Genomic DNA, 11,436 nt, shown 5'->3' on the forward strand with positions numbered 1-11,436 from the left:
AGCGGGCATGCCCGCTCCTGCAGGGGTTCAGGTATCAATAATGAGGCGGTGGCGCCTCTTCCCCTTCGCTGCCGTACTGGCCAACCATCTCTTCGTAACGCTTGATCAGCTCGGCCATCTGCAACTGCAGCCGCTCGATCACCCGCCCCTGCTCGACCACCACGTCATTCAGCGCCTGGATGGTGTCATCCTGGAACGCCTGGCGTGTTTCCAGTTCGACCACTCGCGATTCAAGCGACATGTCAGGCCTCCTGGTAGCCGGCGAGCTGCAGCCCGCGCAGGCGCTGGCGAATGGCTTGCACCTGGTCGTCGGTGTAGGCCACCGCCGGGCACTTGCCCCACACCGGTGCCGGCCAGGCGGCGTCGTCGCGCTGGCGCACGATCACGTGCATGTGCAACTGGCTGACCACATTGCCCAGGGTGGCCACGTTCATCTTGTCGGCGCTGTAGCTGGCTTTCAGCGCTTCGGCCAGGCTGGTGGTTTCCTGCCACAACTGCTGCTGCTCCGCAGCATCGAGCTCGAACAGTTCGCTGATACCGGCGCGCTTGGGCACCAGGATGAACCATGGATAGTTGGCATCCTTGCTCAGCAGCAACTGGCACAGCGCAAATTCCCCCAGCACCAGCGAATCCTGCTGCAAACGCGAATCGAGGACGAACACGGCAAATCTCCTTCAGGCAGAACCAACCCGCGTCACGCGGAAAACAGGCCTGCAAGGATACCCTGCACGTTCCCGGTAACACAGCGCTACTTTTCGCACCAAAATGAGGCCGCCCATACACCTCGCACCACACTTGCCACCCCAAAGGTGACGCTGCATGAACAAGTTGCGGTAACACATTGACTTTCATGACAGCTTTTCAAATTTTAATGATTCTTGACTGTGATACCCCGTCAGGCGGCTCCCGCCCCGTGTTTACGGCACTTTCCGACCCCCGGTAGCAGGTTTTGTGAAAATTTCATGAAGCGTTGCGAATTTTGAGCACGCTTGTTGCATTCCTTTCACGCCAAGTCGGCACGACATCTGCATCGACAGGTGTACGCGACAAATAACAACAGCGGCATTGGTTACCAGGGAGTTTCCCCAACCGGAATCGGTAGTTACAGGTTCGTTACGGTGAAAGAAACAGCGCTGGTGTTGCACGGCCCTTAAACCGGGGCGTGATTTGCGACATGGAAATACCTAGAAGCGACATGGTGAAAAAGTTCCGAAAAGGATGTTTATACCCATATCGCCAACAACAGTCAGCGTGCTATACATTTTCGCCGACATAACAAGAAAGAGCTGCCCCATATAACTAGAACACTTGGACGCAGCGGTACTCTTCCTAAAAACCAAAGGAGCAAATCACGATGCGCGTGATGAAGTGGAGCATGATCGCCCTGGCCGTTGCGGCAGGGACCTCGCAGTTGGCATTGGCCTCTTCCCAGGACGAGTCCAAAGGTTTCATCGAAGACAGCAAGCTGAACGTCAAGACCCGCATGCTGTACTTCAGCCGTGACTTCCGTAACAACCCAGCCGGCACCCAGAGCCGTCGTGAAGAAACCGGCCTGGGCTTCCTCGGCACCTTCGAGTCCGGCTTCACCCAGGGCACCGTGGGTGTGGGTGTGGATGCCATCGGCATGCTCGGCCTGAAACTGGACAGCGGCAAGGGCCGCGCCGGTACCGGCCTGTTCCCGACCGGTTCCGACGGCCGTTCGGAAGATGACTACTCCAAGGCCGGCGGCGCGGTTAAATTCCGCATCTCCGACACCGTACTGAAAGTGGGTGACCAGTTCACCGCTCTGCCGGTCTTCGCCACCGACGACAGCCGCCTGCTGCCTGAAATCGCCCAGGGCACCCTGATCACCAGCAACGAGATCGAGGGCCTGACCCTGCACGCTGGTCATTTCACCAGCCTGACCGCCCAGGAGCAGACCAACCGCGACAGCTTCCGCCTGAAGGAAGCCAACGTGGTAGGTGGTACCTACGCGTTCACCGACAACCTCAGCACCAGCCTGTACTACTCGAAGGTTGAAGACTTCTGGCGCAAATACTACGCCAACGTCAACTGGGCACTGCCGATCTCGGACAAACAGGGCCTGGTGTTCGACTTCAACATCTATGACACCAAGAGCGAAGGCTCGGCCGAGTACCGCGCATTTGACGGCGACAAGCTGGACAACCGCGCATTCAGCCTGTCGGGCGCCTACAACATCGGCGCTCACACCTTCACCTTGGCCTACCAGAAAGTCACCGGCGACGGCGACTATGGTTATGGCATCGACGGTGGCGGTACCATCTTCCTGGCCAACTCCGTGGCCCGCTCCGACTTCAACGCCGAAGACGAGAAATCCTGGCAGGCTCGCTACGACCTGAACTTTGCCGAATACGGCATCCCGGGCCTGACCTTCATGACCCGTTATGTACGCGGTACCGATGCCAACGTCACCGGCACCAGCAACGGCAAGGAATGGGAACGCGACGTAGATATCAAGTACGTGCTGCAGAGCGGCCCGGCGAAAGACCTGAGCTTCCGCGTGCGTCAAGCCACCTACCGTTCTTCCGATGGCACCTACTACGATTCCCCATCGATCGACGAACTGCGCCTGATCGTGGAGTACCCGCTGAGCATCCTGTAAGCCTGGCTTGCAGTGCCCCGCACCTGAAAAAGCCCGGCGATCACGCCGGGCTTTTTCTTGGCTGACAAGCGTCACGCCCTGGGGCATCCTGTACGCCTTCGTTTCGCCCCCGTACAATGCGGGGTCATTTCAATGTCTTAGGCAATCGACACGGCTCACCATGCGCACCAGTCAATATTTGCTCGCCACCCAGAAAGAAACCCCTGCCGACGCAGTGGTCATCAGCCATCAGCTCATGCTGCGTGCCGGCATGATCCGCAAACTGGCCTCCGGCCTGTACACCTGGCTGCCGATGGGCTTGCGGGTGATGCGCAAGGTCGAGGCCGTGGTGCGTGAGGAAATGAACGCCGCCGGCGCCCTGGAAGTGCTGATGCCCAGCATCCAGCCCGCCGAACTGTGGCAGGAATCCGGCCGCTGGGAACAGTACGGCCCCGAGCTGCTGCGCCTGAAGGACCGCCACCAGCGCGACTTCTGCGTCGGCCCGACCCACGAAGAAGTAATCACCGACCTGGCCCGCAACGAGCTGTCCAGCTATAAACAGCTGCCGCTCAACATGTACCAGATCCAGACCAAGTTCCGTGACGAGATCCGCCCGCGCTTCGGCCTGATGCGCGGCCGCGAGTTCATCATGAAAGACGCCTACTCGTTCCATGCCGACCAGGCTTCCCTGCAGGAAACCTACGACCGCATGCACCAGGCGTACAGCAACGTGTTCACCCGCCTGGGCCTGGACTTCCGCCCAGTGCAGGCCGACACCGGCTCTATCGGTGGCAGCTACTCGCACGAATTCCACGTACTGGCCGAGTCCGGCGAAGACGACGTGATCTTCAGCGACAGCTCCGACTACGCCGCCAACATCGAGAAGGCCGAGGCCATCCCGCGTGAAACCGTACGCCCGGCCCCTACCGAGGAGCTGCGCCTGGTCGACACGCCGAACGCCAAGACCATCGCCCAGCTGGTGGAAAACTTCGGCCTGCCGATCGAGAAGACCGTCAAGACCCTGATCGTGCGCGGTGCCGAGGAAGGCAAGCTGGTTGCCCTGGTAGTACGTGGCGACCACGAGCTGAACGAAATCAAGGCGGCCAAGCTGGAACAGGTTGCCGACCCACTGGTCATGGCTACCGACGCCGACCTGCGCGAGGCGATCGGTGCCGGCGCCGGCTCGCTCGGCCCGCTGAACCTGCCACTGGAGTGCGTGATCGACCGTTCGGTTGCCCTGATGAGCGACTTCGGCATTGGCGCCAACATCGACGACAAGCATTACTTCGGCGTGAACTGGGAGCGCGACTTGCCGGTTCCACAGGTCGCCGACCTGCGTAACGTGGTCGAAGGCGACCCGAGCCCGGACGGCCAGGGTACCCTGGTGATCAAGCGCGGCATCGAAGTGGGCCACATCTTCCAGCTCGGCACCAAGTACAGCGAGGCGCTGAAGTGCCAGGTACTGGGCGAGAACGGCAAGCCGGTAACCCTGTCCATGGGCTGCTACGGCATCGGTGTGTCCCGCGTGGTGGCCGCTGCCATCGAGCAGAGCTACGACGACAAGGGCATCATCTGGAACGACGCACTGGCCCCGTTCCAGATCGCCCTGGTACCGCTGCGCTACGAAACCGAGGTAGTTCGCGAGGCGACCGACAAGCTGTACGCCGAGCTGACTGCTGCCGGCTACGAAGTGCTGCTGGACGACCGTGACAAGAAGACCAGCCCAGGCATCAAGTTTGCCGACATGGAGCTGATCGGCATCCCGCACCGCATCGTCGTCAGCGATCGCGGCCTGGCCGAAGGCAACCTGGAGTACAAGCACCGCACCGAGCAGGACGCCCAGTCGTTGCCGCTCAATGAAGTGCTGACCTTCCTGCAGGCCCGCGTTCGCCGCTGATAACCAATGCACGAGTGATCATGTTCAAGCGAAGTACCTTTCCCCTGGGGGGCGCCGCACTGTGCGGCGCCCTGCTCGTCAGCGGCTGCGCCAACCAGATGTCCCAGCGCAGCGACCATGAGGAGCGCGTCGAGCGCAAACTGCTCGAGCACACCCTGCAGATCGATGTCGGCGAGCCGAAGGTGATGGAGCTTCCGCAACGACGTGTGCGCGTGCATGAGCAGAAGCGCTTCGAAGTCACCGAGTTCGAAGTCACCCGCAGCTATGACCGCTACACGCCTTACCAACCCTGGCGGGAAATCTACGAGATCCCGCTGGGTGCGGTGGCCGTGGTGGCAGGCGTGGGTGCCAATGTGGTCAATGTCTTCGCCCTGGGCAACCTGCCGGAAAGCATCACCCACGACTGGCTCAGCTATGGCGTGGACGGGCTCAACCCGTTCATGAACGTGCCGTCCAACGGCCGTGCCCAGCAGAACCTGGCCGGGATCAGCGAAGTGCAGAAAGGCAAGCGCGAGGAATCTACCAGCGTGCCCTGGAGCGAGCGCCTGGTCGAGGTCAAGGCCGGCAAGATGACCCACGAGCTGACCACCGACAGGAACGGCGTGCTGCGCCTGAACCTGCTCGACAGCCCGTTCTCCGAGCAGAACCTCAACCACATCGGCACCCTGCACCTGCAGGTGCTGGACGAGGACAACGCGGTACGTGGCGATGCCAGCCTGCTGGTCAGCGCCACCCTGCGCAACAAGCTGCTCGAGGCTCATGAACTGATCTTCGATGACCTCGAAGATGACGATGTCGGCCAATGGGTACACCGGGTCAAGCGCTTGTCCGAACTGGGCCTGGAAGAGGAAGCCAGTGAAATGGAACAGAGCCTGATCGAACTGACCCGCAACGATCCGGAGTTGCAGCAGGAGTTTCTGCAGTCGCTGACCAAGGCCACTGGCCGGTTGGTGGCCGACCCGGGCGCGCAGTAACTGCTGCGGCAACGCATCCCCCCTGTGGGAGCGGCCTTGTGTCGCGAAAGGGCTGCAGAGCAGCCCCGACAATTGATGCATCACTGCTGAAATCCTGGGGCCGCTGCGCGGCCCTTTCGCGACACAAGGCCGCTCCCACAGGGGGCCATGCAGCCAGGCCCAGGCCATTTATTGAGGCGGGAACAGCTCCAGCTGCTCATGCGCCCCGCGCAAGTCGCGCAACCTCACGCCTACCCCCAGCAAGCGCACCGGTTTGCCACCACGAGCAAACGCCTGCCCCAGCAATTGTCGATAACTCGCCAGGTCCCTGCCCGCCCCCGCCTGTTCCATGGTGGTCTGGCTGAAGTCATGGAACTTGACCTTGACGAAGGGCTTTTCCGGTCGGTAACTGCTGTCCATTCGGGCGATACGCTCGTTCAGGCTTTCCAGCAGCTCGGGCAGCCGTGCCAGGCAACTGGCCAGGTCCGGCAGATCGGTGTCGTAGGTGTTTTCCACGCTGACCGACTGCCGGCGGCTGTCATTGTGTACCGCACGCTCATCGATACCCCGCGCCAACCCCCACAAACGCTCGCCAAAGCTGCCGAACTCGCGCACCAGCGCCAGGCGCGACCAGTCGCGCAATTCCAGGCAGGTTTCGATACCCAACCGCGCCAGCTTGTCTGCCGTTACCTTGCCTACCCCGTGCAGCCTGGCCACCGGCAGGGCGGCGACGAACGCCTCCACTTCGCCCGGAGTAATCACGAACAGGCCATTGGGCTTGCGCCAGTCACTGGCGATCTTGGCCAGGAACTTGTTCGGCGCCACACCGGCCGAGACAGTGATATGCAGGGTGCGGGCGACGCGCCGGCGGATATCCTCGGCAATGCGCGTGGCGCTGCCCGAATACCACTGGCTGTCGCTCACATCCAGATAGGCCTCGTCCAGCGACAGTGGCTCGATCAACTCGGTGTAATCGCGGAAGATCGTGTGGATTTCCCGCGAGGCCTCACGGTAGGCCTCGAAGCGCGGCTTGACGATCAGCAGGTCCGGGCACAGCTTCAGGGCGTGCCGCGACGACATGGCCGAACGCACGCCGTAGGCACGCGCTTCATAGTTGCAGGTGGCGATCACCCCACGGTGGTCGGCCGAGCCCCCCACCGCCATGGGCCGCCCGGCCAGGCGCGGGTCGTCACGCATTTCGATCGCGGCATAAAAGCAATCGCAGTCGACGTGGATGATCTTGCGCAAGGACATGGATGACCGTCAGCACTGTAAATTCATACAGATAGTATCGCATGTGCCTTCGAGGCATGCAGCCTGTGCCCGGCATTGGTCGATAATCGGCCTGAAAGCCCCGTCGCGCCTGAGCTGCGCGCTATATTCAAACGCTAAGAGTTTGAACAGGAAAGGTTTTTTCAGAAAAAAGCTTGACACCCACGGGTAAATCCGTAGAATTCGATCTCACAGGCGCGGGATGGAGCAGCCTGGTAGCTCGTCGGGCTCATAACCCGAAGGTCGTCGGTTCAAATCCGGCTCCCGCAACCAGATTCGAGAAAAGGCCACTGTTCACACAGTGGCCTTTTTCTTTTGCGTCAAATAATGCGTTGAAAGAAATTTCAAAAAAATCAATGACTAGCGCTTGACACCCATTCTGAAAGCTGTAGAATGCGCCCCACTGACGCGGGATGGAGCAGCCTGGTAGCTCGTCGGGCTCATAACCCGAAGGTCGTCGGTTCAAATCCGGCTCCCGCAACCATATTCGTCAGAACAAACCCCGCCTGTGTAACAGCAGCGCGGGGTTTGTTGCTTTTCCCCTCCTGCTTTTCGTCGCCCCCAATTCCCCCGCCCCCCAGCCAACCCGCAGGCTTGAGAGGTCGTGCCCAGGATGAACTATCTTTAACCCTGCCAGGCCGCTGAAAGCGCTTGAGGCCGGAGTAACATTGGATACGTTTTCCTAAGGGACTCTCACTTGGCCACACCTTTCCCTCACCTCGCGCTGCAAGCCCGGGGCAATCCATGACTTCGCACAACCCCGACCCCCCGGTGCCGCTTGCCTCGGCGCTACCCGGCGCGGTGCAACGCCTGCCCTTGCTCGAACGCTTGAGCCGCTACCGCCAGCCCATCGGCCTGGTAGTGACCCTGGTGTTGTTCACCATGGCCTTGATCGCCTGCCGCCACCTGTTGAGCGAATTGGACATCTATGCCTTGCACGATGCCATGCTCAGCGTCCCGCCCCAGTCGTTACTTGGCGCCTTGCTGGCTACCGTGCTCGGTTTCGTTGTCCTGCTGGGCTACGAGTGGTCTGCCAGCCGCTATGCCGGCGTGAAGCTGCCGGCGAGCAGCCTGGCGCTGGGCGGTTTCAGCGCCTTTGCCATCGGCAACGCCATCGGCCTGTCGATGCTTTCGGGCGGTTCGGTGCGCTACCGCCTGTATGCACGCCAGGGGGTTGGCGCAGGTGAAGTTGCACGGATGACCGTTTTTGCCAGCCTGTCACTGGGCTGCGCGCTGCCGCCCCTGGCCGCCTTGGCGACCTTGAGCGACCTGCCGGCGGCGTCTGCCGCACTGGGTTTGGCGCCTGGCTTGCTGGCGGGTGTCGCAATAGCCGTGCTGCTGGTATGCAGCGTGCTAGTGTTCGGCTTGTACCGTCGGCGCCTGGCTGAGCAACCACTGGCCAACAGCCTGCTGGTACAACTGGGCCGCCGCACACTGCGCCTGCCTGGCGCACGCCTGGCCGCCCTGCAATTGCTGATCACCGCACTGGATGTCGGCGCTGCCGCCACCGTGCTGTATCTGCTACTGCCCGAAGCACCGCCGTTCGGTGCCTTTGTGCTGGTGTACCTGCTGGCCTTGGCCGCAGGTGTGCTCAGCCACGTACCGGGCGGCGTCGGGGTATTCGAAGCGATCCTGCTGGCAGCTTTTGCCGACCAACTCGGCGCCGCGCCGCTGGCAGCGGCCCTGCTGCTGTATCGGCTGATCTACGTGGTGCTGCCGCTGCTGCTGGCCTGCGTGCTGCTGCTGGCCAACGAGGCCCGGCGCCTGCTGTTCGCGCAACAGGCTATCAAGGCCGCTTCCGGGCTGGCCGCGCCGATCCTGTCGATCCTGGTGTTCCTGTCCGGGGTGGTGCTGCTGTTCTCCGGGGCCACGCCCGAGATCGACACCCGCCTGGAGCACATGGGTTTCCTGGTTCCGCACCGCCTGATCGACGCCTCGCACTTCGGCGCCAGCCTGATCGGCGTGCTGTGCCTGCTGCTGGCCCAGGGCCTGCGCCGGCGCCTGTCCGCCGCCTGGCTGCTGACCACCGTGCTGTTGCTGGTCGGCGCCCTGCTGTCGCTGCTCAAGGGCTTCGATTGGGAAGAGGCCTGCCTGCTGACCCTCACTGCCGCCCTGCTCGCCTTGTTCCGCCGCTCCTTCTACCGCCCCAGCCGTTTGCTCGAGTTGCCATTCTCGCCGGTGTTTCTGGTGGCCAGCGCCTGTGTGGTCGGCGCATCGGTGTGGTTGTTGCTGTTCGCCTACCAGGATGTGCCCTACAGCCATCAGCTGTGGTGGCAGTTCACCCTCGATGCCGATGCCCCGCGTGGCCTGCGCGCCGCCATGGGCAGCGCAGTGCTGCTGGCGGCCGTGGCCCTGACCTGGCTGCTGCGCACCGCACCACCGGTGATCCACCTGCCTGACGAAGAAGAGCTGCTGCGTGCCAACCGCATTCTGCTGGCCTCCGACCAGCCCGATGGCGGCCTGGCCCTGACCGGCGACAAGGCGCTGCTGTTCCACCCTCGCGACAACGCCTTCCTCATGTACGCCCGTCGCGGCCGCAGCCTGGTGGCGCTGTACGACCCGATCGGCCCGGCCCAGGAGCGCGCCGAGATGATCTGGCAATTCCGTGACCTGTGCGACCTGCACCATGCCCGCCCGGTGTTCTATCAGGTGCGCGCCGAGAACCTGCCGTTCTACATGGACATCGGCCTGACCGCGCTGAAGCTGGGCGAAGAAGCCCGGGTCGACTTGCGCCGCTTCGACCTCGAAGCCAAGGGCAAGGAGATGAAGGACCTGCGCTACACCTGGAACCGTGGCGGCCGTGACGGCCTGAGCCTGGAAATCCACGAACCCGGGCATGCCCCGCTGGCAGAGCTGAAGGAAATTTCCGACGCCTGGCTTGGCGGCAAGAACGTGCGCGAGAAAGGCTTCTCGCTGGGGCGCTTCAGCCCTGAATACCTGCAGCATTTTCGCATTGCCCTGATCCGCTTCCAGGGCCGCCCGGTGGCTTTCGCCAACCTGCTGGAAACCCATGGCAACGAACTGGCCAGCCTCGACCTGATGCGTGCGCACCCCGAGGCCCCGAAGCTGACCATGGAATTCATGATGATCGGCCTGATCCTGCACTACAAAAGCCATGACTACGCCCGCTTCAGCCTGGGCATGGTGCCGCTTTCCGGCCTGCAGCCGCGGCGTGGCGCGCCCTTGACCCAGCGCCTGGGCTCGATGGTGTTCCGCCGTGGCGAGCAGCTGTACAACTTCCAGGGGCTTCGACGCTTCAAGGACAAGTTCCAACCGGACTGGGAACCCCGCTACATGGCCGTGCCGGCCGGGCTCGACCCGCTGGTGGCACTGGCCGACACCGCCGCCCTGATCGCAGGCGGCCTGACTGGATTGGTGAAACGTTGATGACCCGACGCTTTTGGCTGTACCTGCTGGTTCCCCTGCTGTTGGCCGCCCTGGGAGGCGCGCTGGCGTTCTGGCTATGGACCCGTCCTGCCCCCGAGGCACGCCTGGAACAACTGAGCATCAATGACACCCGTATCACCCTTGTGACCCCAGGCGTGCACCCCAAGGCCCGAGTGGCCATCGGTGTACCCCAGGACCAGGCGCTGACCGACAGGCAGCTGCTGGACCTGGCCCAGGCCGGCGAAGCGCAACTGGTGCAGGTGATCCTGCCGCCCAACGACTGCAGCAAGCAGCAACAGGCCTTGGACCAGGCCATGGGCCAGCTGCCGGAGAAACCGACCCTGGTCGCCGGTATCGGCCCTGGCGCCTCTCAGGCGTGGCGCTGGCTGGCCAGTCAGAACAACGATAAGGCCCGGGCGATTTCCGTGGACTTCAGCCTGGAACAGCCCGGCTGCCAGGCAGCGCTGCCGAAGTCGGCCGCCCACGGCCATTGGAACGTCGCCTGGAACGACAACCCGGATGACGCCAGCGCCGCCTTCGTGCGCGACCAGGCCAATGCCGAAACCAGCATCAGCGACTACGACATTCACCTGCCACAAGTGCTCAAGGCCCAGCTGACCCAGGCCCTGGTCGGCCACGACGGCAACGCCCTGGCCATCCCGGTGGTCGAGGTGCCAGCCGGGCAGACCACCGACACGGTCACCTTGTTCCTTTCCGGTGATGGCGGCTGGCGGGACCTGGACCGCGACGTGGCCGGGGAAATGGCCAAGCTTGGCTACCCGGTGGTCGGCATCGATACGCTGCGCTACTACTGGCAGCACAAGACCCCGGAACAAAGCGCCGCCGACCTGTCCGAGCTGATGCAGCACTACCGGCAGAAGTGGGGCACCAAGCGCTTCGTGCTGACCGGTTATTCGTTCGGTGCCGACGTGCTGCCGGCGATCTACAACCGCCTGCCGGCCGAGGACCAGCAGCGTATCGACGCGGTAATGCTGCTGGCCTTTGCCCGCAGCGGCAGCTTCGAGATCGAAGTCGAAGGCTGGCTGGGCAAGGAAGGCCAGGAAGCGCCAACCGGGCCGGAAATGGCCAGGCTGCCGGCCTCCAAGGTGGTGTGCGTGTATGGTGTGGAAGAAACCGACGAGAGCGGTTGCACCGACAAGACTGCGGTGGGTGAACGCCTGAAGCTGCCGGGGGGGCACCACTTCGACGAAAACTACCCGGCACTGGCCAAGCGCTTGATCGGCGAGATCGAGACGCGCCAGGGCAAATCCAGCGTGGCAGAGCAGAACTGATAAGACCTTGCGGCCCATTCGCGGGTGAACCCG

Annotated in this window: 8 protein-coding genes and 2 tRNA genes; 7 read left to right on the forward strand and 3 right to left on the reverse strand. The window is 62.9% G+C overall.

Annotated elements, in window-relative coordinates; translation table 11 throughout:
- Positions 1 to 34: 34 nt before the first annotated feature.
- Complete coding sequence (locus CAG22_RS22490) at positions 35 to 241, reverse strand: SlyX family protein (protein ID WP_085590688.1); 207 nt, start codon at positions 239 to 241, stop codon at positions 35 to 37.
- Between the two features lies 1 nt (position 242).
- Positions 243 to 662 (reverse strand): HIT domain-containing protein, encoded by a 420-nt coding sequence (locus CAG22_RS22495; protein WP_025340267.1) that lies wholly within the window; start codon positions 660 to 662, stop codon positions 243 to 245.
- A gap of 692 nt (positions 663 to 1,354) precedes the next feature.
- Between CAG22_RS22495 and CAG22_RS22500 the strand changes: the two genes are divergently transcribed.
- The 3 genes from CAG22_RS22500 to CAG22_RS22510 all read left to right on the forward strand — a co-directional run bounded on the left by CAG22_RS22500 (position 1,355) and on the right by CAG22_RS22510 (position 5,473).
- Complete coding sequence (locus tag CAG22_RS22500; RefSeq protein WP_085706219.1) at positions 1,355 to 2,623, forward strand: OprD family porin; 1,269 nt, start codon at positions 1,355 to 1,357, stop codon at positions 2,621 to 2,623.
- A 160-nt stretch (positions 2,624 to 2,783) separates the two neighbouring features.
- Positions 2,784 to 4,499, forward strand: a complete 1,716-nt coding sequence (locus CAG22_RS22505; protein ID WP_085706220.1) for a proline--tRNA ligase — start codon at positions 2,784 to 2,786, stop codon at positions 4,497 to 4,499.
- Between the two features lie 20 nt (positions 4,500 to 4,519).
- On the forward strand, positions 4,520 to 5,473 hold the full coding sequence (locus tag CAG22_RS22510) for a hypothetical protein (RefSeq protein ID WP_023661807.1): 954 nt from the start codon (positions 4,520 to 4,522) through the stop codon (positions 5,471 to 5,473).
- A 168-nt stretch (positions 5,474 to 5,641) separates the two neighbouring features.
- Here the strand turns inward: CAG22_RS22510 and dinB are convergent, their stop codons facing one another.
- The gene (dinB, locus tag CAG22_RS22515) at positions 5,642 to 6,700 is read right to left on the reverse strand and encodes a DNA polymerase IV (protein ID WP_170929331.1); all 1,059 of its coding nucleotides are present in this window, start codon (positions 6,698 to 6,700) and stop codon (positions 5,642 to 5,644) included.
- 220 nt (positions 6,701 to 6,920) lie between these two features.
- Between dinB and CAG22_RS22525 the strand changes: the two genes are divergently transcribed.
- From CAG22_RS22525 to CAG22_RS22540, 4 genes are all read left to right on the forward strand, one after another.
- Positions 6,921 to 6,997 (forward strand) — tRNA-Met (locus CAG22_RS22525).
- Between the two features lie 134 nt (positions 6,998 to 7,131).
- Positions 7,132 to 7,208, forward strand: a tRNA-Met gene (locus tag CAG22_RS22530).
- Between the two features lie 260 nt (positions 7,209 to 7,468).
- Positions 7,469 to 10,111 (forward strand): bifunctional lysylphosphatidylglycerol flippase/synthetase MprF, encoded by a 2,643-nt coding sequence (mprF, locus tag CAG22_RS22535; protein WP_085706222.1) that lies wholly within the window; start codon positions 7,469 to 7,471, stop codon positions 10,109 to 10,111.
- The gene (locus CAG22_RS22540; RefSeq protein ID WP_085692551.1) at positions 10,111 to 11,403 is read left to right on the forward strand and encodes a virulence factor family protein; all 1,293 of its coding nucleotides are present in this window, start codon (positions 10,111 to 10,113) and stop codon (positions 11,401 to 11,403) included. The genes mprF and CAG22_RS22540 overlap by 1 nt, the downstream gene beginning before the upstream one ends.
- Positions 11,404 to 11,436: the final 33 nt, after the last annotated feature.

Origin of the sequence: Pseudomonas sp. B8(2017) (assembly GCF_002113575.1) — a bacterium.
Lineage (GTDB): Bacteria > Pseudomonadota > Gammaproteobacteria > Pseudomonadales > Pseudomonadaceae > Aquipseudomonas > Aquipseudomonas putida_Z.

Coding starts and splice junctions, on each gene's coding strand:
- CAG22_RS22490 (WP_085590688.1), bottom strand. CDS start 241: ATGTCGCTTGAATCGCGAGTGGTCGAACTGGAAACACGCCAGGCGTTC.
- mprF (WP_085706222.1), top strand. CDS start 7,469: ATGACTTCGCACAACCCCGACCCCCCGGTGCCGCTTGCCTCGGCGCTA.
- CAG22_RS22500 (WP_085706219.1), top strand. CDS start 1,355: ATGCGCGTGATGAAGTGGAGCATGATCGCCCTGGCCGTTGCGGCAGGG.
- CAG22_RS22540 (WP_085692551.1), top strand. CDS start 10,111: ATGACCCGACGCTTTTGGCTGTACCTGCTGGTTCCCCTGCTGTTGGCC.
- CAG22_RS22510 (WP_023661807.1), top strand. CDS start 4,520: ATGTTCAAGCGAAGTACCTTTCCCCTGGGGGGCGCCGCACTGTGCGGC.
- CAG22_RS22505 (WP_085706220.1), top strand. CDS start 2,784: ATGCGCACCAGTCAATATTTGCTCGCCACCCAGAAAGAAACCCCTGCC.